This is a genomic window from Nocardia sp. CA-135398, from assembly GCF_050955845.1.
Lineage (GTDB): Bacteria > Actinomycetota > Actinomycetes > Mycobacteriales > Mycobacteriaceae > Nocardia.
This window is the reverse complement of the sequence record NZ_CP192084.1, coordinates 3,991,774-4,015,078: the sequence shown is the minus strand read 5'-3', so window position 1 is coordinate 4,015,078 and position 23,305 is coordinate 3,991,774. Positions and strand designations below refer to the sequence as shown.

The window sequence follows — 23,305 nt, the reverse complement described above, 5'->3', positions numbered from 1 at the left end:
GGATGTAATTCGGCTGGCGGTCGAGATTGGTCCGAGCACGGTCATAGCCCATGGTGGCTTGTCGAGATGTCGTGTGCCCGAGGCCATTCTGGGGCATCGGTGCTCGGCGCGTCGGGATGTTCGATTTGTTCGCGGAGGATGTCGCCGTGGCCGGCGTGTCGGGCGAAGTCCTCGATCGCGAGCAGGTAGATGAATCGGAGGCTGACGTCGCCGGCGCGCGGGTGGGTCCTGATGTCGTCGAGGTCGAATTCTGCGGCGATCGCGCGGGAACGGTCGCTGGCGCGCTCGAATTCGGCGATCACGTCGGCCAGGGTTTCGTTGTCGTCGACGACGAAACTGGCATCGCCCGGCGTCGTACCGCCATCGCATTCGGTCAGGGGAATGCCTCCCAGGACGTGCTGGAACCAGATCCGTTCGGCGACTGCGGCGTGATGGAGTAGTCCGATCGGGGTCGTCATCGACGCGACGAGTCGCCGGCGGGAGTCTTGGTCGGATAGGCCGCGCACGGTGTTGACCAGTTCGGCCCGGTTGCGGTCGAGCATGCTTTCGAGCAAGCGGCGTTCAGCACCGGTGGTGATTTGCGGTATCGACCATGTCATTGTCGGCTCGATTCTGTGGCTCGGTTGGATTTGCTTGTCGTACTTGTGGTTCGGTCTCTCGGCGCATCCCTTCAGCATGGCCGATGATCTGCTGCCGGGGAGGTGGCCGGCGGGTGACGGTCGGCGTTGAGGATGCGGCGGTGCGGAGTCGCTGGATTTCGTCGTGCTGGGCGGCGATTCTGGCAAGGGCACGAGTCCGGAAGTCGGTGAGTTCGTCGATCGTGCCGCTGGCCTGGGCGAGCCGTTCGCTCAGTCGAGATTGTCGGCCTCGAGTCGCAAGACTGCGCGTCGCGGGGTCCCCGATGTCGCCGGCCTATTGCATCGCGCGCAGGCGTTGCTCGAATTCTAATACTGAGATGGGTGTAAGGCCGGCTCGACGAGGCTGTCGCGTTGTTCGAGGAGCAGCGTCGCCGTCCGTCATCTTCGATGCCAGAGTGACCGAACTGGTCTGGGTGCGTTGGTCTTTCAGCACGCCGAGGGTTGCTCGGCCAGCGGCGGAGCAGCGGTGTCTGGTTCGTCAGTTGGTGCTTTCTCTGCACAGCCGGGACGGACCCGAGTCAGGTGAATGTGCGCGTTCTGGTGACGGTCATCGGAGTGTGAGCAGGCGCGGCTGCGACTTGACGCGGCAGTACTGGCCCGAACGACCGGAACGCGGCATCAGCGTGCACTTTTACTGGGTATATCCAGCTCGCGGGCTGGGTGAATGCCCCTAGACTGTCTTGATGGCCCCGCCGTCGGCTAAATAGTCTGCGCCGGTGAGGTTTCCGGACTGTGCAGACGCCAGGAACGTCACCAGGGCTGCGGTTTCGTGCGGCTCAGTGAGGCGGCCAGTCGTGATGCCCATCCGGGCCGGGGCCTGAGCGAGGAATTCATCAAGGGTGAGTCCGTTCTGGGTAGCGACTTCGGCGGCGTACCCGTCGGTGGCTGACCAGTTGCGGGTGCGGGTGGGGCCGGGGGAAACGGTGAGCGCACGCAGGCCTTGCCCGCCGAATTCTTCGGCAAGAGCCTTGGTGAGGTTGTTGAGCGCGGCTTTGGCGGTGCCGTAGTCGACGGGATGGTAGGCGGCGCGGGCCCCGATGGAGGAGATGTTGATGACCACGCCACGCTGTCGGAGCAAGCTGGGCAGAACGCAGCGGGTGACCCGGACGGTGGCGAACAGGTTGAGTTCGTAGGTGCGTTGCCAGGCGTCGTCGGCGATGTCGAGGAAGCCGGCGGCGTCGGCGCTGCCGGGGACGACGCCACCGAGGTTGTTGATCAGGATGTCGATCTCGCCGAGGATCTCGGCGGCCCGTTCGGCCAAGACGGCGGCGCCGTCTGGGCTGGCCAGGTCGACCGGCACGGCGGTGGCGCGTCCGTCGAGCTTGCGCAGTTCGGGGGTGATGGTGCGCGCGGCGGCGACGACGCGGACGCCTTCGGCGGTGAGCGCCCGCACGATTTCCAGGCCGATTCCTTTGCTTGCTCCGGTGACAACAGCGGTCTTTGCGGATAGTTGCAGGTCCACAATGCTTCCTTTCTGGAACTACGGTTACAATTTAAGGATCGCATGCGCGGCCTCGGTCGAACGGCCGGCTCCCGTATCGGCCCAGGTGGTGGCGAATTACAGTGCGCGCATCGCCGTTTCGGCTAAACCGGCGAGTCGGTCGGAGCGGGCGTCGGCCTTGGCGAGTACGCGCATGCCGTTGATGGTTGCGAGCAGGAAAGTCGCCGCGGCGTCCGGATCGAGGTCCTCGGCGAACTCCCCAGCACGCTGACCCTCCTCGATGGCTCCCCGGAACGCATCGTGCTGACGGTCGAAGATACGTCGAACGAGCAAGTCGACCATCTCGTCGTCGCCGCCCAGCTCGACAGCGGTGTTGGCGGCCAGGCATCCGCGACGTTCGGTGTCGGTGCGGGCCGCATCGAGCACCATGGTCAGCGCGGCGTGTACTCGTGCGCGAGGTTGCCCCGGTCCGTCGAGTAGATCGATCACGCGCACCGTTTCCTGGGCCTGGTAGCGGCGCAGCGCCCGCTGGAACAAATCATGTTTACCGGCGAACGCGTTGTAGAGGCTGCCTCGGCCGATGCCGATCGCGTCGAGCAGGTCCTGCGGGGTGGTCCGGGCATATCCCTTGCGCCAGAACACCTCCATCGCCTTTGCGACCGCCTCGTCGGGGTCGAAGCTCTTCGTGCGTGCCATGAGGTCGACGATAGATATTCTGTAACTATAAGTCAAATAAGTGGCGGGCCGGTGCTCGTCCGGTCCAAGCCAAAGCTCAAATGCGCGGAAATCGGCATGTGCGGATGGTTGAGATGTCATGTGGCTGAGGCCATCTAGGCGGACAGGATGTAGTTCAGGTGGCCCACCGAGCCGATCCAGAGATGCGATTCTATCGTCCATGCGACGTCTGACGACCTGTCCCACCATGTCAAGGCATTTCTTATCTGACCCAAATGCTCTCTACCGCAGGGGACCTCACGCCGCCGAGTTGTCTGATCGCATCGCCAGCACTTCTCGGTTTCACTGTCCGGATGAGCGTCTGCCGCATTCCGCACCGAATACACATGACCGGCATCATCCCCTACGGTTGCTGTCGGCAGTGAGCACCGGATTCTTTCCGAATCGTGCTGTCCAGCTTCCTAATTCGGTAGTGGGGCACCATACCGTCATAGCCGCGAGGGAACGCTTGGGTTGGCGGCCGGGAGCCGCCCTTGGGCGGCAAAGAGTTATCTTCAGATGCACGCCTTTGCTTTCGTAACCCGGAAACCCCTCGACCTCGCGCTTGAGGACGCTTGGCCGGTAACCACAGAAGTAGCCGAGGATTGTTATGACGTCGACCAGGGGGCCATCATCCTGGTAGATACGCTTGTGTTCCGAGCCACCACGGACTATCCGCGTCCCATCACCGCCGATGACGCCTCGCAACGTGGCGTGGCGCTGCACCGCAGTCATCTCGTTGATCATCGCTAGGAGTTGAGGCGCACTCTTGACCTGCTCGATCCGGGCGCGACGGAGCAGGTCGCGGGCATAGGAATCCCTGAGCCGATAACCCTTGCCGTTCCAGCGGCCCTGCTCGCCTAGGATCTCGGCTAGCCGTTGGACTCCGGCAGGCTTGGTCTGCCAGACGAACATGGAGAAGTCAGCCACCGCGCCACGCGGGTAGTGAGGTCGCAACGGGTGCAACTCCTGGCCCCGCTTGAGTTGGCGTGAGTGAGAGCCACACAGCCCCCTGGCGCGCGCCGGATTGGGGCAACCCTCGAACGCACAGATGGCTACGCTTTCCCACTGGCTGCCGTCCGTGAGAAGCCAGCCCATCAGTTCGGCCTCGTCCTCGGCGAGCTCCAGCCCGGGGCCGTCGGCCATCTGGGCAGCTACCTGCCACGACACGGCCCGCGTGGTGCCCGCGGTGGTGACTTGCGAGTACGTCTCGCTCGCATGATCCCAACGAATCCAGCGGTGATCGCGAGTGCTGCGCACCGACCAGGACATACTGGCGCTCTCCACGACCTCCGCGTTGTCGTAGGTGTGGATGTCTGTGATCCGGCTCCACTCGGTGCGGCCCGTCTCGACGTTGAGACTGGGTGTCTCGTCGCCTCGAAGGATCTGGTCGTACACGACCCAACCCCGCCTGGTGAGGATCGGCACGTCAAGCGGAACACCATGTTCGCCCACAGTTTTCGGACTATAGACCCCCCATTCCGTCGCCGACATCCACTTGGCTCGGCATCCACCAATCCAGAAGTGCGACTTTATCGTCCAAGCGACATGAGGCGAGGTCTTTCACCAAGCCAAGGCATACCTCACAACATTCCGGATGGCCTGTACCACAACTCATCTCACATCTGCGCGAACCAGCGCTGCCGTCGGCCATACGACGCTTTGCCCGTCGATCTTCTGATACGCCGGGCTGGCCGGTTCGGTCAGCGCGGTATGCGGCTATGAGCGGACGCCTCGGCCCTAGCGGATTGATCGGCGCCAGCGAACTCCTTGTGCACGCTCTACTGCAGCGCCGCTCACGTGTATGAGATGGTCCAGGGCCCCACGGTGTTGCTGCCAAACGGCTTCGATGTCACTGTCATCCCGCTGATCTTGTCGCCAAGCTTTGCCCAACGCCGCACCCGCGGCCTGCATTCTTCGCAGTGCTTCGTGCAGCTCGTCATCCCTGCACGCCACCTTCAAACGTGCTTCGGCCAGCAGATACTGGGCGAGAGGCCACTCCGACACAGGACCTCTTAACCCGAGTGTCCGGCCCTCCCACACTCGATTTCGAATGTCCTCCTCGACCGCGATCACCTGCGCGCACTGCTCGAGAATCAGGTCGACGAGTGCGTTTCGACGGTCTTCGAGTCGTATGACGTATTGGCCGACAATCGCGACCAGGCCCCCAGTGGCTACGCCGACCAGAGCAAACCACCCTTGCATGACTTCAGTCTCCATGTAGCGACGCTCAAACCCATGCATCCATTCGCGAGTTGCGGACGTTCCGCCGACCTCGGATTCCCACAGCCAGTTGATCTTCCGATCCCCCGCGTGGCCGGTTCGTACAGCGCGCCACGCGGCATAGAGCATGCATGAGGTGAGGCCGCTGGGACCGGCGATTTCGCGGGCCGCAAGCAACCATCGATCTGCCTCACCGAGCACAGCCCGCGCCCGGAGTCCCCAACCGTATAGCCGTACGCTATTCCAGCCGACGTCCCATAATTTCTGTGCCAAAATCGCCGCCATGCCAAATGCGAAAAGGGGGGCCTTCGCGGCCGCTGCGATTGGAATTCTCACCGCTGTCCCGTGCGCCGGGAACGCCTCGGCGGCAACGTATCTGCCGCCGGATTTGTCGTTCGCCGCCACAGGCCCCGATCAGATCACGGCCACCATCCACAACCCGAACGCGTCCGGGATCTGCTATGCCACCATCAACATCGACCAGTCTGTTCACGAGTTCACCGAGCACTCGCCTTCCGGCCAAGCCGGACCGGGGCAAACCGTCACCCCCCTCCGGACCGGCCTTGCCGCCGGTACCTACCGGCTGTCGGGGTTCTGCGGTACCAGCGAGACCTCCGGAGATCAGGTGAAGGGCAATGACTACACGGTGACGGTCGGCGTCACCCCACCGTCTACCGGCTCATTTGGGCTCTGACCGGACTTTATACAGGCTATGCCTGTCGGCCCCCTCGCCTCTTGGAGAGGGGGCCGAGTTCGTCAGCGCGGCAGGTCGAACTCACCGTCGGCCACACCGCGGATGAACCGGTCCCACGCCGCATTGAAGGTCTACGCCGGGCCAGTGTTGTTCTGGCTGTCACGGACGCCGACGGCGCCAGAACTGACGACGTATCCCGGGGGCCGCGCATCCCCGTCCGAAGGCCTGCTTGCCTGTCGTGGGGTGTGATCGGGTTCGAAGTTTGTTTCGGCTCAACCGGTCTCGAACCCGGTGTTGGGATAGGTCGGTGTTGTCGCCGCCTACCAGCGTGCGGCAATTGAAGACTCATCGAACGACCCCGCGACATCACGCCCGCGTCCTCAGCCGACCCCACCCGAACGGAGGTCGCCTGAAACAGACCAAACCACAGGTTTCGGCAATTCCTCCCATAGGTCTTGACAATCCCTCCTGCGGCGACCGACTTGTCACTGCGGGCGTGGCGCCTCGTGACGTACCGTGAGCCGGTGTCCAGCAAGAGAGGCGAAAAACGCAAGCGCCGCAGCCGACGTTCTGCCGCCAAACCCCACCAAGGCGCACACAACCCGGGAGCTGGCATTGAGGATCCACTGGGCAGCGCGGAATCAGCGGAACAAGCAGTCACTGCCACCGCGCTGCGGCTACTCGAACTGGCCGCGCCCTATGACACTTTCGAGCTTCTGGCACTGCTGCGCTTCCGGTTTGAGCACATTTACGCCACTGAAGAGCCAGCTGGCCTCTGGAACGCGGCCGCAATGGAACTGGTCGCGCTCATCCTGATGGTCCATGAGCAGCAGAGTTCACCAAAGCAACCCGAGCCTGGCGGCCCTGTCGATTACGCCGAGGGCCTCGAAGCCATCGTTGCCGCAGTGGATGAGTTGATCAGTGCCGGTGCCCTGCTGATGCTGGTCACCACCACACGTGACACTTCCTCGGCGCGTCAGCTGAGTTTCGGCTCAGTGCTGCGCGAGGTGTTCGTCCGAAATCCGGCCTACCCCCACATGGTCGGCGATTCTCTGACCGCTTTGTTCGATGAACCAGTCGTAGAAAGCCATTGCCAGCGTGTGCTCGGTGCGACCGCGTCCCAGATCCGGGCTGTTCACGCCGCCATCAGCGATATCTACCGCCCGGTTTGGACAAACCGGGTCCATAGCCTGACCGCCCTGGCCCAGGCAGTAGTCGAAGCCGCCGACGTAGACCTAGACCAGGCTCTCGACATCGACACCCACCTGCACACACTGCCCGAAGACCGCATCGCCTACCCGCTCACCTCCGTCGCAACCGTCGCGGCGCAGTCTGGTCTCGCGATCGAGACGGTGCAAACGGTGCTCGATCTTTTCACTACTCCCCTGCCGACCGATCCGCCCGCGCAAGTGGCCCTGGAATTCTTCCGCGGAGGGTCGCCGCTGCGCATGCGACCGCTTCTGCGGGCAGCGGACGGCTCCTACGCCCTCGCTCACGACGCACTGCTCATCCACGCCATCCGTGAACGGGTAGAGGCCGAGCTCAAGTCCGATACCGCAGCGTGGAACGCCTACCAGAAACACCGCGGTGAATACCTCGAAGCATCCTGCCTCCAATTGCTCGCAGCGCATCTGCCCGGCCACACGGTACACAGCGGATTCGACTATCTCGTCCCCGACAACGATGCCGAGCAGAACCCTCACGACTTCACCAAGAAGGTCGAAGGCGACGGATTGCTCATTCTCGACGACGCGGCTTTCGTCGTCGAAGCCAAGGCTGTGGCAATGCGCCCACCCTCCCGCACCGGTAAGTCCGGCCCGCTGTGGCACGATCTACGGCGCATGGTCACCGAAGCCGCCGAGCAGGGCCATCGGATGCGCGAGCGCATCCTCACGGACGGTGGCCTGCGCTTGGTCGGCGGAACCTGGCTCGATTTGAGCTACATACGTGAGGTTCACACGGTGGCAGTGACTCTGGACGACTTATCCGGGATCGCGACGATTACACACGAACTCATCGACGCCGGTCTGCTGACCGACGAGAACCTGCCATGGGTGGTTTCCGTCTATGACTTGCGGGTCATCAGTGAGCTGATCGAGCGTCCCTCCGAGTTGCTGCTGTACATCCGCCGCCGTACCGAGGTCGAACTGACCAAACGCATCCGAGCCGCCGACGAGCTCGACTACTTCGTGCACTTCCTCGACGCACAGCTTTACGCCGAGCCCGACCCTGGCCGAACCCGCAGGGAACTACCCACTTTGGGAGTCCCTTCCCGAGAGCAACAGCGACGGTACCGACAGCAGCGCAAGACAGTCGAATTTCTCGAGAGTCGTACCGAGCAGCTCGACACCTGGTACCAGGGTGGCCAGCACTCCGCTTCTGGAAGCACGAGCGAAAAACCCCACCTTCGCGCCGACCCCGCTGCGCTCACCCTCGTCGACGAACTCGGTTCCCGCCGCGAACCGGGCTGGCTTGCGATATCCACCACGATCCTTAGCGGTGACACCGCCACTCAGCATCGATTCGGCACGATCGCCACCAAACTCGCGGAGCACACCATCCGTGACGGTAAGTCGCACCGGATCGCTATCCCCGGCGGGTCCACACTCGCCGACAGCTTCCTGCTGGTCTGGATGAATCTGGTTGCCCCCACGTCGTTGGAAACCGCGCGCAGCGAGCTGCTCCGATACCTGCAAGCGAAAAAACACCAGCTCCAAGTCGCCCGTGGCTTCGGCATGCTCTACGACGCCGCGACAGGCCAGATCCTGACTACCGTGTACGACAACCGCATCCCTGGTCCGGACCCTGGCCTGGACGCCGAAATAGCCGAACTTGGGCTCTGGGACATCCGCGCTACGATGCGCCGCCCGACTCCTCCCTTGTCCCGTCGAACGTAGCTTCACCGTCGCTGAGTTAGCCTGCGTGTCTAACCCGACGTGGCCATCGTTTTTCGCGTCGGGGAGGCGCGCAATGACACCTCAATCGGTGAGCATCCTGTAATCGGCATGTGCGCGCGTCGAGTGTCATGTGCCCCCAGCCGCCGTCCAGGTTGAGCAACTCGAGGAGGGCCCGACGACTCACCAAGAACCGGGTGTATATCCCGGTCTACACCGCATTTACTCCGAACGCCTGCTGCGTGGCTTGCCGTTGCCCTGTCGGACTGAACTCGGCAAAGGCGGATGCCTGGCGTAGCAACCGGTCTCGGCCGCGGGCCAGTCGGGCCGTTGCCCGGGCTCCCGCCCAGCGGAATTGCGGCGTGCCAGCGGTCGGTCGAATTCCTCTCGATGCTGTTGTGCAGGATCGGATTTGGAGTGTCGGTCCGAAGGCCGACGCACTGTTTGCGCATCGTGGGACAGTCCACCGACTAGACTTCGCCGTGTGCCACGCTGCCGTTCGCTCCTCCGTGCCGGCATCACATGAGAGCCGTTGTGTACGACCGCTACGGCGGTCCCGAGATGCTGTCGATAGCGGAAATCCCGGTGCCTTCCCCAGGGCCGAAACAGGTGCTCGTCCAGGTGCACGCGACGTCGATCAACCTCTCCGATTGGGAGACGCTGCTGGGGACGCCGCTGTATTCGCGCATCGGCGGGCTCCGGGCACCGAGACGCCCGGTTCTCGGATCCGATATCGCCGGACGGGTCGAGGCCGTCGGCTCCCAGGTCACTCTGTTCGCGCCGGGTGACGAGGTCTACGGCGACAATCTCACGCTCAAAGGCGGTTTCGCGGAATATGCCGTGGCTCCCGAATCAGCGCTGGCCCGCAAACCGGCGTCGCTGAGCTTCACCGAGGCATCGACCCTGCCACAGGCGGGGGCGATCGCACTGCAGGGCACGGCCGATATCACCGCCGGTATGTCGGTGTTGATCAACGGTGCGGGCGGGGGCTCAGGAGCGTTCGCGATCCAGTTGGCCAAGAGCGCGGGAGCGCACGTGACCGGGGTGGACAACGCAGCCAAACTCGCGTTCATGCGCACGCTCGGTGCCGACGAGGTCATCGACTATCGCACCGAGGACTTCACCCGGACCGGACCGTACGACCGGGTACTCGACCTCGTCGCCCACCGATCGGTCTTCGCCTATCGCAGGTCGGTCGCACGCGGCGGCCGGTACCGCTGCGTCGGCGGCACCACCCGCGCGTTGCTGCGGATGACAACGGTCGGCGTGGTCGCCGGGATGGTGACCGGCCGCAGGCTCGGGGTCCTCGCGGTGAAGGAAGGGCCCGCGCACTTCACACCCCTCGCGGAGTCGTGTGTCGCGGGCCGGATCGATATCCACATCGACCGCAGTTTCCCTCTCGACGAGACGGCGGCCGCGCTGGCCCATGTCGGTGGGGGACGTGCCCTCGGCAAAGTGGTGGTCGAGATCCGCTAATCGGCATGAGGGGGCGTTTCGCTTCGCCAGAGGTGATCAACCACGGAAACCGTTGTGAAAGATAGTGATCAACGCCTCTGGTCGTATCGTCTTCGGTCGGTCGCTGACCTGCCCATCGCCGAGTTCGACCAACCGCCATACTCCATCAGCACGTAGAGCGAAGTCAGCTGTTACGAACGGGAGACCAAGACGAGCGATGGCATGCCCGACCACGGTCGGATCGAGTTCAGTAGCGGGCATGTCCTCGGGGGTGTCGGGGTGCGGTCCGATCAACTGGCACCTGCCGTCGACCCACCAGGTACGAACCTCAGCCGAAAGGAAGTTCTCGAATTGGCGGACAACGAATCCGCCTGTCATGTCTTTTCCGCGCAGCTCTTGGAATCTGTTCGCCACGCGCCACGCACCGTCTGCGTCGTCCACCTCGGGAATGAACGCCGCCTCGTGCCAGTAGTGCTTCATCGACTTGGTGTAGTCGCGGAGCACGGCAGGACCGGATTTCAGTTCTCGCAGCGCGCGGTCGAATGCGGTGCGATCGTTCCCGGTGGTCCATGCCGACCGAGGTGTCATGTCGGAGAGCTCGGAGTACCAGCGAGGTAACTCATGGGCGTGCCGGTACTGCTCGGCGCTGGTTCGCAGCGTGACGTTTCGACGTCGCAACGCTTGATCGAATGCCGCGTACCGGTCGCTGTGCAGCATCCAGCCGCGGTAAACCGCCTCACCTCGTGCTCGGACGCGGCGAACGGCTTCGTCCGCATTGTCCGGACAGGTCAGCGCATCATGGTCGACCAAGGCCACATCCATCCCCGCAGCGCGGGCGGCATCCGCCTCAGCGGCGAAATGCTCATCGACACGGGACGCGTGTATTACGTCGGCTGGCACGAGGAGAATCACAAACGTAGCCTCCCACCCACTCCAGCCGACTCCAACCGGTTTCCGTGCCCGCGAAGGTGCCTGGAGCTTCGACAGCCTCCCGCGTCGGAAACGCCATGCACCATCGCGCCAGGCCACCCATCCCGCGCACATCGGCATGTGCGTATGTCCGCTTGATGCCGGAAGCCCTCTGCGAAAACGCCGTCACCGATCTAGCCATGTGGTTGGCGGCAAACCCGGAAATGGCCAATCCGGCGGCAGCCAGCCCGTACACGTTGCTGCCAGCGCTGACAACACGCGCTCATCGGCATGAGCGAGCGTCTACTCCCGCGACACGGACCGCCAGTTCGGAGCACGGCGGGCGTCGACGGCACCTGGATCGCTCGGACACAAACCCGGGGCTCGGGGATGCCCGACCCTCCGCACCAGTGCTGTGCGATCGCTCATTCCACTACGGCCTTGGCATGCGGCCAGATGCGGGCCAGGTCGATCAGGTGCGCGAGCTCGGCGTCGAAACCGTGTGCGACCACGGGCAACGGTGGGGGTGCGCCGGTGCGAGCGGGCGGTAGGCCCGCCTTTCTGGCCTGCGCCGCCTGTATCAGCCGACGCGCGTAATCGGTAATTGCCCGGTCGGATTCGGGCTCTCGCACGGTATTGCGTTGCGTTTCATCGGTTTCGGCCGGGAGGTAAGGACCTAGGTGGAGCATTGCGTCGCGGATCTCCACCGTCATCCGCAGAAGACGGGTGGCTGGATCTGAGCCGTGCCGCGTATCGACGGGCATGACGATCTCCGGGACCGTCGCGGTGAGATCACGCCACAGCGGCAATAGCCGACGGCAGGTTCTGGTAGCGCGATCCATACCCGCTCGCAGCACCAGCTCCGCGTGCAGTGGTATCGAGAGCAGCGTCGCATTGATCACTACCCACAGGGTGAACGCGGCCTGGACCAGCGACAATTGTGGTTCGTCGGGCCATCCAGTGGCCAGCTGGGAAAGCAAGGGTGCCTGCGCAGCCCAGATAACGGCATTGCTGCCGATCAGGCCGATACACACGATCCGCGCCGCGCGCGGCGTATCGGCCTCGCGTAGTGTGCCAAAGCACCTGCGAGTCAACACGAACGCGTTGTAGGTGAACGATACGGCGAAGGCCCAACCGATGCCCAGTCCATCCCCGGGGAGGCGCAGGTCGACCCATCGTCCCGAGTATCTCGCCGATGCCGCGGTCAGGACTATCGAGGCCGTCGCGGCCAAGGCGAGGAGAGCGGCTTTGCGCTGGTGGCGCCCTACGTTATCCGGCTCGCAATCGGCACTGGCAAGTCGACCGGCGCCGTGCTGGTATGTGGTGGTCATGAGAACGCAGCCCAGGGCAAGCTGATTCACCGGGTCATCGATGGTCGGCGTCGATGCGCACCGATATATCAGCAGGGTCGCGATGCTCCACAGGCCCGCGTGGTTTACGAGCCGATCGATAACCTCTGCGCCGCCGATGAGCCATAACCGACCCGACAGCAGAACCGTGACGCAGCCGATCACCGCCCATGCCACGATTCCCGATATCGGTGACGACATCGATACACCTCTTGGTCTGCGGAACTCGTGCTCGGACTGTCGAAGCGTAATGGACTGGGGCCGTTACTATTTCAGTTCGAGCGGGCGTTGAGACACCAAACCCCCGGCCCGCGGATGCAGCCAGGGGTTCGGTGCCGAATTGTATTCAGCTCTTGACCAATTCGGGCACCGCGGTGTCGAGTTCGTCGGCCTCTTCCGGCGCGGCGGCCGCCCGGCTGGGCAGGAGCACTGCCATGGCGATCACGACCAGCGCCAGGGCGGCGGAGACCAGGAAGGCCAGGCGCATGCCGTCGAGGTGGGCCGTGACGGGGTCGGTGCCGTCGGCGACGAGTCCGGTGCTGCGGGCCGACATCACCGTCACCACCAGGGCGGTGCCGAACGCCGCGGCGACCTGCTGCAGCGTGCCGAGCATCGAGCTGCCGTGCGAGTACAGGTGCTGCGGAAGCGCGCCGAGCCCGAGGGTGAAGACCGGGGTGAAAGCGGCGGCCAGCGACACCATCAGCAGGACGTGCAGCGCCAACAGCTGCCAGTACGGCATGGACATCGAGATCTGGGTGAATCCGGCCAGCGCCGCGGCGATTCCGACCGATCCGGGAATGACCAGAACGCGCCCACCGAAGCGGTCGAACAAGCGGCCGACGGTCGGTCCGAGCAGACCCATCGCGAGCCCACCCGGCATCACCAGCAGGCCGGTCTGCAGGGGGCTCAGGCCACGCAGGTTCTGCAAATACAGCGGCAGCAGGATCATCGAGCCGAGCATCGCCATGAACGCGACCGACATCAGCACCAGCGCCTTCGCGTAGGTGCTGGACAGCAGGACCCGCAGATCCAGCAGCGGGGTGCCCGTGCGCTGCAGGCGCAGCTGACGGAAGACGAATACGGCGATGAGCGCCGAACCCGCGGCGACGATCAGGGCCGGGCTGGTGTAGTTGTCGCTCTCGAAGCGGCTGAGCCCGAATACCAGCCCACCGAAACCTAGCGCGGCGAACACCACGCTGGACCAGTCGATCGCCCCCGCCTGCGGTTCACCGACATTCTCCAGTCGACGCAGACCCAGCAAGGTGACAACCGCCGTGATGGGCAGCACGAGCACGAAAAGCCAACGCCACGAACCGATCTGCAGCACCATCCCGGATACCACCGGGCCGAGGGCGGGCGCCACCGAAATGGCCAGGGTGACATTGCCCATCACCCGGCCGCGGTCCTGTTCGGGCACGACGGTCATCAGTGTGGTCATCAGCAGCGGCATCATCACCGCGGTACCGCCCGCCTGAATGATCCGCCCGAGCAGCAGCACCGCGAACGACGGCGCGACGGCCGACAGCGCCGTACCGGCCAGGAAGACCCCCATCGCCACGGCATAGGCCCGTCTGGTCGATACCCGCTGCAGGAACCAGCCGGTGGTCGGGATGACGGCGGCCATCGTCAACATGAACGCGGTGGACACCCACTGCGCCGCCCGCTCGGTGACCTCGAGGTCGGCCATCAGCCGCGGGATCGCGTTGATCATGATGGTCTCGTTCAGGATCACCACGAAGGTCGCGAGTACCAGTACCCGGATGACGGTCGGCGTCCGCCCTCCCGAGGCGGGGGCGGAAAGTTCGGCTGACATCGGGTGTACCTCCAGTGCGTCTCGACAGGATCGGTGTGGCGCGTTGCCGATTCATCGGATCGCGCCACAGTGATTGAGACGGGACCAGCAGCTCGAATTCATCGGCACGCGCCAGTATTGCGGTCGGCACCGACAAGTTCGGCCACTCGTCCACCCATCGACACACACGGCCCGGTTTCACCACCTCGTCGCTCGCATCAGCTCGCGGACCGCGGCCGTCGCACCGGTGGCCGGACTGCATGATTTCGCCTGGTGCCATCCGGCTCGTCCGATACCTGTCACAGCGTTCAACGGCACGGCCGACCCGTTCGTCGCCTACACCGCCGGACCCGGTCCCCAACGCCGGGTTACTGCCGTCGGCAGGATGAGTCGGGCTCGGCGGCCGGGCGGGGCGGCACCATGCCGAGCGGCGTCCACGGTCCCGGACCGGCGAGCATCCCTTTTCTTCCAGCCCATCCGCGCTCCGATGAGCAGGGCATCACCAGCGGTACCAGCGACCGCGGGTCCCCGCGGAATCGGCGGATCGGAAAACAAAGCCGAGCGCCCAGAGCACCAGGACCGCGATCGCGACCCACCATAAAGCTTTCACCGCGAATCCCACGCCGAACAAGATCAGCGCAAGCAGCAGAACCAGCAACAGAGCAACCATTTCTGCTCACCTCCTGCTGCTCGCATACCCGGCAACCAGCACAAATAACGGATACCACCGATCACGTCGATGGGTTCTGTCCCCGGTTCGAGGCATGTCCCGACCGCTTCGGGAAACACCCGATTCGCGGCGTCTTCATGAAGTACGGTCAGGCCCATGTCCGAGGACTGTGTGGAGCGATCCGAGGTAGCGCAATCCAACACCTACAAATGGGAGGTCGTCGGCAGCGGTCCCGCCGGGGATTCCGTGGTCGACTCCGGTGACGGGGAATTCGGAATTCCCGATGAATGCACCGGCCGCACGTGTACCAACCACATCGAGGTCGGCACCGCGGTGTTCGACCGGGTCGTCGCGGACATCATGATCGAGTACCGCAACGCGGTGCTCGACGCCCGCCTCGAAGACGAACCCGACCCCGACCCACCGCTGCACCGGGTCACCATGCAGGTCCGCGACGGCAACGGCATCGAAATGCTCTCGGCGACAGCAGCATTGACCTATCCCGTCGTCACCGTGGCGGACACCGAAACCTACCGTAAGCAAGTGGCGTTGGCCGAGAAACGCGAGCGGCGGCGACGCGAACGCCGCGATAAAGCCATTGCCGCGGGAACCTGCGCGCCACGGTCGGGACCGGCCGACCCCCGACTGGCCGGACTCATCCTCAACCTGCGCGTCGAAGCCGACACCGTGCGCGAGGAAGTCCCCGACGCCGACCACTGCCGAGAACAATTGGCACTGGCCCAGCACACCGTGCAGGCGGCAACCGAAGCAGCGGCCCGTGCACAAATAGACGGAATGCGAGCCGAGTTCGAACATGCCCACGCCTACATCCAACGTTGGACGCCGCGGATAAACCGCTGGGCCGCATTCCTCGAATTGACCACCGAGGCATACGCCGACGCGGACGCCGTCGACGCCCTCGCCGACCGCATCAGCCTGCAACCTCCGCCCGAGGAGTAGCTACTCGATCAACTTCTCGCTTTTCAGCCAGTCGTATGCAACGTCGGCGGGATCCTCGCCGTCGATATCGACGCGGCCGTTGAGATCCTGCATCAGCTCATCGGTGAGGTGTTCGGAAATCGTGCCGAGCAGGGTGCGCAACTGCGGGTAGCGGTCGAGGACGACGCAGCGCACGACCGCGGTGCCGCTGTAGGGCAGGAAGAACTTCTTGTCGTCGTCGAGCACGACCAGATTCAGATTCTTGACTCGACCGTCGGTGGTGTAGATCATGCCGAAATTGCACGGCACGCCCTTGGCCGTCGCCGTGTAGACGATACCGGCGTCCATGCGCGTCACATTGCCGGGCGGAACACCGTTCGGGTCGTTGTAGGGAATCCCGTACTTCTGCAGCATCGGAATGAAACCATCGGAGCGGCTGAAGAATTCGTCGTCGACGCAGAAGGTCCGGTCGGGCACCGGAAGCGCGGCCACGTCGGACAGCGACTTCACCTGCAGGCGTTCGGCATTGGGCGTCGACGCGCCGAAGGCGTAGGTGTCATTGAAATTGGCCGGTGGCAACCACTCCAGGCCGTGATCGCGCTTCTCGATGTCGTGGACCCGCTGCCAGAGTTCCTTCGGATCCGAGATCGTCTCGGTCTCGTTGTGGTAATTGACCCAACCGGTGCCGGTGTATTCCCAGAGCACATCCGCGTCGCCGTTGAGCTGGGCCTGTCGAGACGATGCGGAACCCGGCGCTCCGGTCAGATCGGTGACGTGGGCTCCGGCAGCGGCCAAGTAGGTCGCGGTGATCTTGCCGAGCAGTACGCCCTCGGTGAAGCTCTTCGAGGTGACGACCAGCTTCGCACCGTCCAGTGGTCGCTCGCCGCCGGGCAGCCGCGCGTCGTGGAATGTTCCGGACGAGCTCACCAGACCGCACCCGGCGAGCAGCGCCGTCGTCGCCACGAGCGCCGAAACCAGAGTGACCAGTGGCGATTTCATGAGACACCCCGCGGCGTCGCGGCCAGTTCGACGAGTCGGCCGATCCAGTCGATGATCAACGCGAGCAACCCGACGAGGATCGCGCCGGAAATGAGCAGCTTGGGCAGGAACAGGGTGACGCCGGTGGTGATCAGCGTGCCGAGGCTGGTCGCACCGATGAAGGTGCTCAGCGTCGCGGTACCGACCAGAATGACCAGCGCCGTGCGCACACCGTTGAGGATCACCGGCACCGCGAGCGGGAGTTCGACCTGGAACAGCGTCCGCGTCGCCGAGAAGCCGATACCCCGCGCGGCCTCGATCGTGCGCTGATCCACCTGCCGCAGCCCGACAATCGTGTTCTGCAGGATCGGCAGGATCGCGTACACGACGAGACCGACTATCGCCGTGCGGAATCCGGTGCCCAGCCAGAAGGTGAACAAGACGAGCAGACCGACCGCGGGCGCGGCCTGACCGATATTGGCGATATTGACGGCGATGGGCTCGAACCGTTTCAACGCCGGACGGGTCAGCGCGATGCCGAGCGGAATCGCGACGACGACCACGATCACGGTGGCGACCACGGTCAGCTTGATGTGGGCCAGAATCGTGGTCTGCAGATTGGCCCAGCCGAGGGACGCCCGCTCCGTCGCCGTGAAAGTCGTCGCGCGATACCAGATGACATAGCCGATGGCGATGACACAGATGACGAGCGGTTCGAACCACACGTCGATCGGAACGCGGCGCAGGCGATTCATGACTGCCCGGCCGATCCGGGCTCGTCTTCGGCGGCGACCACAGGTGTCGGCGCCGGATCGGTTCCGTCGACGTATGTCTCGTAGGACAGGTCCTCGCCATCGCCGGTTCCCTCGGCGAGTTTGGCCCGAATCACCTCGGTCACCGAGTTGATGCTGAGCGAACCGACGACCGCGCCGCGGCCGTCGGTGACGAGCGCGGCGCCTTGGCTGGTCGCGAGCATGGCGTCGAGCGCGTCGTTGAGGGTCGAAGATCGTGCGACGACGGGCAAGCGCCGATCGAGGAAGTCGGAAACCTCCGGTTTGGTCGCCACCTCCGTGAGCGAGGGCCACGATCGCGGCCGCCCGGCCTCGTCGACGACGACGATCCAGGTGTGTCCGTCGGCCTTCGCGCGTTCGATCACCCCCTGCGCCGACTCCCCCACCCGCGCGGTGATCACCTTGTCGTAGGCGACATCGCGCACCCGCGACACGGTCAGATACGCGAGCTTCGCACCGGATCCGACGAACTCCTGCACGAACGGCGTGGCCGGATCGGTGAGGATCTCCTCCGGGCGCGCGTACTGCTCGACGTGTCCGCCTTCGGACAGGATGAGCACCTTGTCACCGAGTTTGGTGGCCTCCTCGAAATCGTGGGTGACGATCACGATCGTCTTACCGAGTTCGTGCTGGATGGCGATCAGACTGTCCTGCAGGCGAACCCGGGTGATCGGATCGACCGCGCCGAACGGCTCGTCCATCAACAGCACCGGCGGATCGGCCGCGAGCGCGCGGGCGACGCCGACGCGCTGCTGCTGACCGCCGGACATATCCTTGGGCAGCCGGTCGGCGAAGGTGCCCGGGTCCAGACCGACCAGATCGAGCAGATACTCGGTGCGTTCGGCGATCCGCTTCTTGTCCCAGCCGAGCACCCGTGGGATGGCGCCGACATTCTTGGCGACCGACCAGTGCGGGAAGAGCCCACCGGACTGGATGACATATCCGATCGACTGCCGCAGCTCATCCGGATCTTCCCGGGTGACGTCGCGGCCGCCGATGAAGATCCGGCCCTCCGTGGGCTCGATCAGCCGGTTGATCATCTTGAGTGTGGTCGTCTTGCCGCAGCCGGACGGGCCGACGAAGGCGACGATATCGCCCGCATCTATTTCCAGGTCGAGCCGCTCGACCGCCGGTTTCTTCTGGCCCTTGTAACGCTTGACAACCGAGTCCAGCTTGATGGACGCACCGGTGATATTGCGCTCCGGCGCGGGCTGGCTGGTCACATCGGTCATGACAGTCCCTTTGCGATCGTGAAGCGTCCGAGCAGGACGAGCAGCGCGTCGAACACCAACGCGATGAGGACGATGAGAATGGTGCCGGTCAGCGCCATTTCGAGCGCGTTCGCCCCGCCGAGCCGCGAAAGACCGTTGAAGATCAGCGATCCGAGGCCGGGTCCGAGGACATACGCGACGATGGCGGCGACGCCGACGATCATCTGGGTGGACACCCTGATGCCGGTGAGAATCACCGGCCAGGCAATCGGCAATTCGACGGTCAGCAGGATGCGCCACCGCGAAAAGCCGATGCCGCGTGCGGATTCGACGACGGCGGCGGGCACCGACCGCAAGCCGACGATCGCATTGCCGATCACCGGCAGTGCCGCGAAGAACGCCAACATGAGGAACGACGGGACCACGCCGAGTCCGAACGGGACCAATAGCAGCGCCAATAGCGCAAGCGAGGGAATGGTCAGCGCGACGCAGCTCGAGGTCAGCGAAAGGGCGGACATCAGCGGCAGCCGATAGACCGCCACCGCGATGAGAACCGCGACGACTGTCCCGACCAGCACCGTCTGAAATGCCAGGGAGGCATGCTGATACGTCAGAAACGCCAGAGTCTCTCCCCGTCCTCGGATGTAGCTCCACAAATGCATGGGATTCCCATCGTCAGCCGAAGACCGGTCGGTACCTATCTGCGCGACGTAACCAGACGCGCGAATGTCAAAGACTAAACGAAACCGCCGCCCTGTGCCGGACGCGCGCGGCGAGGAATGGCTCACAGCATCAGCGACGACTCGGCGGGCCTACCGCACAACGAACACGTGATCGTCGAAAGCAGGTTGAAAGACGCGAGTCCCTGTGTGCCACCGCAGTTCGCCAGCGGCACACAGGGACTCGAAATATTCGCGATCCGGATCAGGGAGTGGAGTAGCCGATCAGCGCGCCGATTCCGGCGCCGATCGGGACGGTGACGAGGGCGCCGACACCACCGAGGAAGAAGCCGATGACCGCACCGATTCCGGCGCCGATGAGCGCGCCGATTCCGGCGTTGTACTGCTTGCGGGCGATCGTGTCGGAGGCTTCATCGATTGCCTGTGCGGTCCGCGTGGTGTCGGATTGCGCTGTGAGGGTGAGGGTTCGGCCGTCGTTGGCGATCTCCGGCGTGAGAGCGACGGTCCCGGCCGCCGTCTGCAGCCCCAGTGGTATCGAGGTCACCGCATTGCCCACGGCGTCGGTGAGGGTGATCGAAAGAGCATCGGCGGCCACGGTGAACCGTCCGGCCTCGACGGTGGTGCTGACTCCTCGGCGGTCCGCTGTCGGTGCGGTGATGAAGTTGATGCCGTGATCGGTTGCCTGCACGGTGGTGTCGGCTGCTACCGGCTGGGCCTGCACAGCGCCCGCGGTAATGCCGGTCGCACCGATCGCGAGCAGGGCGGTGGCGGCGAACTTGGTGGCACTCATGGTTTTCCCCACATTTCATCGGCTGTCGCGCGCCGACACGTGCCTGAAAGCCCGTGCCGGGCCACGTGATTCAGTCGACCACATCTGTGATCGAAAGGTAATAGTACCGTCCAGGAGCAACCCCTGGCGGCCTACAACCGGGCAAGTGAGTGTGCCGATCCCGTTGCCGCCCAACATCTCCGGTGGTGAAAGGGTGTCAGCGGATGGTGTGGGGCCGCAGGTCACCGACGATTACGACGTCGCCGTGGCCGTCGCGTTTGTGGCCCACTGTGCCTGCGTCGGCCACGCAGTATCAGCCAGGTCACCAAGGCCGCGATCGCGGCGGTGGCCGCGGCGGCGACGGGCGCAGGACGGCTGCGCGTCACGGCAGCGAACTGGACGGCGCGATCTTGGGTTGCGGCGCTGGCTTTCTCCCGCTTCTCCCGCACGGTTTCGGCCGCATGATGTACCTTCGCGCGGGCGGTGTCGACGGTCTGATGCAGCTCTGCCTCGGCTCTGCCCTTCACATCGAGCTTGCCGGTCAGTTCCGCCACGGTCTGTCCCAGCTCTTGTCTGGTCAGGTCACGGTCGGCGCGCAGCAGTTCGGCTTCGGGCGATCCGACTGAAGGGTTGCTCTCGTCAGTCATCGCTATCCTCCGATCTTGATCGCGTGAATGTCTCGCTTTACGCCGGCGATCGCCTCCTGCGGGACCGGCGGGACCGCCTTCTGCAGGTCCTTCTTGCCGATGAGGGCCAAGACGGCGCCGATGAGGAGCAGTACCACCCCGACGATCAGCGCGGCGGCCCAGCCCGACAGCGGGCCCGCCAGGGCGATGATCGCCGCGGCGATGAGGGCGGCGCCGCCATAGCCCGCCGTGAGCGCCCCGGCACCGGTCACAACCGCGCCGCGCCCCAGACGTTTACCTTTGCTTTGCACCTCGAGTTCGGCGAGCTTGATCTCGTCCCGGATCAGGTGGGCCATTTGCTCGGTCGCATCGTTGACGAGCTCGACGACCGACCGTGTCTCCGTGGGCGACGTTTCGACATACGACCCGGTGGGTGTTTCGGTCATGGCGATTCCTAGGTGTTCGGGAAAAAGCTCCAGATACGACCGAGTTGGCCCGCTTTGCGACTTTCAAACCCCCGACGCCCCCCGCCACGGGATACACCACCCTGAACTCGGACAGATTCAGCGGCTCTCGGCGAGAGCGGTCACCGAATCGGTGATGAGAGCGACGAGCCTCGCACGGTTCGCACGAGGCACTCGGGCACCCAACTCGGCCGTGAGGGCGTCGCGGAAGTCCGCACGGATCGCGGCACCCTGTTCGGTCAGGACTGCCCGGGTAATGCGCCGATCATCGGGATCGGTCTCTCGTGCGACGAAACCGCGCCGCGCCAGGCGATCCACCATGCCGGTCACATTCGTCTTGTCGCAGCCGAGTAATCCCGCCAGCTCCCCGAACGACGGGCGGCGACCGGATAGCAGACAGAGCAGTTCGACCTGTTGCACAGTGAGTCCGAACCGGCGTGACACGACGCCGTACAGCGCACCGACCTCGCGATACAGGGCGGCGAAGGCGGTGGCCAGATCCGAATCATCCGCGGTCATGGCAATTAGTTTAGCTGATGGACAGTTGACAACATGGAATGAATTAGTCGATGATGCCAACTATCGACAATCTCATCTATTGGAGGCCGTCATGCAGGTCGCGCTCGTCACCGGAAGCTCACGCGGGATCGGCCGCGCCATCGCCGAGCGGCTCGGGGCAGACGGCGCGGCGGTTGTCGTGAACTACCACTCCGACCGGTCCGCGGCCGAACAGGTCGTGGCCGCCATCGAAACCAGCGGCGGGCAGGCGGTCGCCGCGCAGGCGGATGTGGCGGATCCGGCCCAACTCACCGGCCTGTTCGACACCGCCGAACAGCACTTCGGCGGGCTGGACATCCTGGTGAACAATGTCGGCACCGCGACCTTCAGTCCGATCGCCGAGGCGACCGACGACGAGTTCGACCTGATGTTCATCACCAATACGAAGGCCACCTTCATCGCGTTGCGCGCGGCGGCCAACCGGCTGCGCTACGGCGGACGGATCGTGGTCGTATCCTCCGGCGTGACCGCGACCCACCGACCGGGTTCCGGAATCTACGCTGCAACCAAGGCCGCAAGCGAAGCACTCGCCCGTGTCCTCGCCAAAGAACTCGGCCCACGTGGCATCACCGTCAACAATGTGTTGCCCGGCGCCGTTCGCACCGAGGCACTCGCGGCGGCACGCAGCCCGGCACTTACCGAACAGATCATCGATCAAACCCCACTCGGCCGGATCGGCGAGCCTGACGATATCGCCGATATCGTCGCCTTCCTCGCCTCCCCCGACGCCCGCTGGATCACCGGCCAATCCCTGCACGCGGGCGGCGGACTCTTCTGAGCGACAACGAGATTCATGCGGCGGCGACTGTCGCGTGCGACTCGCTGTCGCGACTTCGTCGAGTCAGGGGCGCAGGAGGGTTTTGATGGCGCGGCGGTCGTCCACGGCGCGGTAGCCGTCGGCGGCCTGTTCGAGTGGCAGGGTGAGGTCGAAGACCTGGCCGGGGTCGATGCGGCCGGTCAGGACGCGTAACCGGCTCGAGCCCACATCACCGCCGACACCAACCGGTGAAATCGGCCGCCCGGACAGCTTGGAGAAATCCCTCGCCCGGACGAGCTACTCGACTGTCGAATTCGAGGTGTGCGAAGTTTGCCCAGTTCCCCTCGAATACGGACGTTCGACGAAAATTGCAGGACGCCGTGCGGGTTTACTTCCTGGCGGCGTTGTAGGCGGCGACGATATCGGCGGAGATCCGACCGCGCGCCGATACCTGGTGGCCGTTTTTACGAGCCCATTCCCGGATAGCGACCGAGTGCTCCCGATCCACCGGCGACCGAAAGTCTTTGCCGCCACCTCTGGCCTTGGACCGAACCTTCACTCGACCGGTCCTACGGGCCTTCTCCGTCCAACGATCCAGGTCGGCACGAAGCTTTCCGGCATTCTTTTTCGACAGATCGATCTCATAGGTAACGCCGTCGAGGGAGAACAGAACGGTCTCATCGGCTTTCGACGTGCCATCCAAATCATCGACCATGGTAACGGTCACTTTCTTCGCCATGAGTCAGCCCTTCA

General features: G+C 64.5%; 24 protein-coding genes. 5 read left to right on the top strand and 19 right to left on the bottom strand.

Annotated features, from left to right (window positions below; all coding sequences use genetic code 11):
- Window positions 1–41: 41 nt before the first annotated feature.
- The 5 genes from ACQP1T_RS17575 to ACQP1T_RS17555 all read right to left on the bottom strand — a co-directional run bounded on the left by ACQP1T_RS17575 (window position 42) and on the right by ACQP1T_RS17555 (window position 5,421).
- Window positions 42–542, bottom strand: a complete 501-nt coding sequence (locus ACQP1T_RS17575; protein ID WP_433762236.1) for a DinB family protein — start codon at window positions 540–542, stop codon at window positions 42–44.
- Window positions 543–1,308: 766 nt separating this feature from the next.
- Window positions 1,309–2,100, bottom strand: a complete 792-nt coding sequence (locus tag ACQP1T_RS17570; RefSeq protein ID WP_433761572.1) for an SDR family oxidoreductase — start codon at window positions 2,098–2,100, stop codon at window positions 1,309–1,311.
- Between the two features lie 96 nt (window positions 2,101–2,196).
- Window positions 2,197–2,775, bottom strand: a complete 579-nt coding sequence (locus tag ACQP1T_RS17565; protein ID WP_433761570.1) for a TetR/AcrR family transcriptional regulator — start codon at window positions 2,773–2,775, stop codon at window positions 2,197–2,199.
- 375 nt (window positions 2,776–3,150) lie between these two features.
- A complete protein-coding gene (locus ACQP1T_RS17560; protein WP_433761568.1) occupies window positions 3,151–4,191 on the bottom strand; it encodes a hypothetical protein in 1,041 nt (346 codons plus the stop codon).
- A gap of 342 nt (window positions 4,192–4,533) precedes the next feature.
- Entirely contained in the window at window positions 4,534–5,421 is an 888-nt protein-coding gene (locus ACQP1T_RS17555; RefSeq protein WP_433761567.1) for a hypothetical protein, read from the bottom strand.
- Here ACQP1T_RS17555 and ACQP1T_RS17550 point away from each other — a divergent pair.
- From ACQP1T_RS17550 to ACQP1T_RS17540, 3 genes are all read left to right on the top strand, one after another.
- Complete coding sequence (locus ACQP1T_RS17550) at window positions 5,405–5,710, top strand: hypothetical protein (RefSeq protein ID WP_433761565.1); 306 nt, start codon at window positions 5,405–5,407, stop codon at window positions 5,708–5,710. The two genes, ACQP1T_RS17555 and ACQP1T_RS17550, sit on opposite strands and share 17 nt — an antisense overlap.
- 524 nt (window positions 5,711–6,234) lie before the next feature.
- Window positions 6,235–8,607, top strand: coding sequence for a hypothetical protein (locus tag ACQP1T_RS17545; protein WP_433761564.1), 2,373 nt, complete (start codon window positions 6,235–6,237; stop codon window positions 8,605–8,607).
- 519 nt (window positions 8,608–9,126) lie between these two features.
- Window positions 9,127–10,080, top strand: a complete 954-nt coding sequence (locus ACQP1T_RS17540) for an NAD(P)-dependent alcohol dehydrogenase (RefSeq protein WP_433761562.1) — start codon at window positions 9,127–9,129, stop codon at window positions 10,078–10,080.
- A gap of 36 nt (window positions 10,081–10,116) precedes the next feature.
- Here ACQP1T_RS17540 and ACQP1T_RS17535 read toward each other — a convergent pair whose 3' ends face one another.
- The 4 genes from ACQP1T_RS17535 to ACQP1T_RS17520 form a co-directional block, all read right to left on the bottom strand.
- A complete protein-coding gene (locus tag ACQP1T_RS17535) occupies window positions 10,117–10,959 on the bottom strand; it encodes an ATP-grasp domain-containing protein (protein ID WP_433761561.1) in 843 nt (280 codons plus the stop codon).
- A 434-nt stretch (window positions 10,960–11,393) separates the two neighbouring features.
- Window positions 11,394–12,518 carry an MAB_1171c family putative transporter gene (locus ACQP1T_RS17530; RefSeq protein ID WP_433761559.1) on the bottom strand — a complete coding sequence of 375 codons (1,125 nt, stop codon included), beginning with the start codon at window positions 12,516–12,518 and terminating at the stop codon, window positions 11,394–11,396.
- A gap of 145 nt (window positions 12,519–12,663) precedes the next feature.
- Window positions 12,664–14,130 (bottom strand): MDR family MFS transporter, encoded by a 1,467-nt coding sequence (locus ACQP1T_RS17525; protein ID WP_433761558.1) that lies wholly within the window; start codon window positions 14,128–14,130, stop codon window positions 12,664–12,666.
- 478 nt (window positions 14,131–14,608) lie between these two features.
- Window positions 14,609–14,779, bottom strand: coding sequence for a hypothetical protein (locus tag ACQP1T_RS17520; protein WP_062982450.1), 171 nt, complete (start codon window positions 14,777–14,779; stop codon window positions 14,609–14,611).
- Between the two features lie 156 nt (window positions 14,780–14,935).
- Here ACQP1T_RS17520 and ACQP1T_RS17515 point away from each other — a divergent pair, with 156 nt between their 5' ends.
- Window positions 14,936–15,739 (top strand): hypothetical protein, encoded by an 804-nt coding sequence (locus ACQP1T_RS17515; protein WP_433761556.1) that lies wholly within the window; start codon window positions 14,936–14,938, stop codon window positions 15,737–15,739.
- Here ACQP1T_RS17515 and ACQP1T_RS17510 read toward each other — a convergent pair whose 3' ends face one another.
- From ACQP1T_RS17510 to ACQP1T_RS17475, 8 genes are all read right to left on the bottom strand, one after another.
- The gene (locus ACQP1T_RS17510; RefSeq protein ID WP_433761554.1) at window positions 15,740–16,717 is read right to left on the bottom strand and encodes a glycine betaine ABC transporter substrate-binding protein; all 978 of its coding nucleotides are present in this window, start codon (window positions 16,715–16,717) and stop codon (window positions 15,740–15,742) included.
- The gene (locus ACQP1T_RS17505) at window positions 16,714–17,451 is read right to left on the bottom strand and encodes an ABC transporter permease (protein WP_433761552.1); all 738 of its coding nucleotides are present in this window, start codon (window positions 17,449–17,451) and stop codon (window positions 16,714–16,716) included. Before ACQP1T_RS17505 ends, ACQP1T_RS17510 begins: the two co-directional genes overlap by 4 nt.
- Window positions 17,448–18,719 carry an ATP-binding cassette domain-containing protein gene (locus ACQP1T_RS17500; protein ID WP_433761550.1) on the bottom strand — a complete coding sequence of 424 codons (1,272 nt, stop codon included), beginning with the start codon at window positions 18,717–18,719 and terminating at the stop codon, window positions 17,448–17,450. The genes ACQP1T_RS17505 and ACQP1T_RS17500 overlap by 4 nt, the downstream gene beginning before the upstream one ends.
- Window positions 18,716–19,360, bottom strand: coding sequence for an ABC transporter permease (locus ACQP1T_RS17495; protein WP_433761548.1), 645 nt, complete (start codon window positions 19,358–19,360; stop codon window positions 18,716–18,718). The genes ACQP1T_RS17500 and ACQP1T_RS17495 overlap by 4 nt, the downstream gene beginning before the upstream one ends.
- Before the next feature lie 262 nt (window positions 19,361–19,622).
- Window positions 19,623–20,168, bottom strand: a complete 546-nt coding sequence (locus ACQP1T_RS17490; protein WP_433761546.1) for a hypothetical protein — start codon at window positions 20,166–20,168, stop codon at window positions 19,623–19,625.
- Window positions 20,169–20,389: 221 nt separating this feature from the next.
- Window positions 20,390–20,794, bottom strand: a complete 405-nt coding sequence (locus ACQP1T_RS17485) for a DUF3618 domain-containing protein (RefSeq protein WP_433761544.1) — start codon at window positions 20,792–20,794, stop codon at window positions 20,390–20,392.
- Between the two features lie 2 nt (window positions 20,795–20,796).
- Complete coding sequence (locus ACQP1T_RS17480) at window positions 20,797–21,219, bottom strand: phage holin family protein (RefSeq protein WP_433761542.1); 423 nt, start codon at window positions 21,217–21,219, stop codon at window positions 20,797–20,799.
- Window positions 21,220–21,336: 117 nt separating this feature from the next.
- The gene (locus ACQP1T_RS17475; RefSeq protein WP_433761541.1) at window positions 21,337–21,756 is read right to left on the bottom strand and encodes a MarR family winged helix-turn-helix transcriptional regulator; all 420 of its coding nucleotides are present in this window, start codon (window positions 21,754–21,756) and stop codon (window positions 21,337–21,339) included.
- A gap of 91 nt (window positions 21,757–21,847) precedes the next feature.
- Here ACQP1T_RS17475 and ACQP1T_RS17470 point away from each other — a divergent pair, with 91 nt between their 5' ends.
- The gene (locus tag ACQP1T_RS17470; RefSeq protein WP_433761539.1) at window positions 21,848–22,573 is read left to right on the top strand and encodes an SDR family oxidoreductase; all 726 of its coding nucleotides are present in this window, start codon (window positions 21,848–21,850) and stop codon (window positions 22,571–22,573) included.
- A gap of 63 nt (window positions 22,574–22,636) precedes the next feature.
- Here the strand turns inward: ACQP1T_RS17470 and ACQP1T_RS17465 are convergent, their stop codons facing one another.
- Window positions 22,637–22,780 (bottom strand): hypothetical protein, encoded by a 144-nt coding sequence (locus ACQP1T_RS17465; RefSeq protein ID WP_433761537.1) that lies wholly within the window; start codon window positions 22,778–22,780, stop codon window positions 22,637–22,639.
- A gap of 160 nt (window positions 22,781–22,940) precedes the next feature.
- The gene (locus ACQP1T_RS17460) at window positions 22,941–23,291 is read right to left on the bottom strand and encodes a histone-like nucleoid-structuring protein Lsr2 (RefSeq protein ID WP_433761535.1); all 351 of its coding nucleotides are present in this window, start codon (window positions 23,289–23,291) and stop codon (window positions 22,941–22,943) included.
- Window positions 23,292–23,305 lie beyond the last annotated feature (14 nt).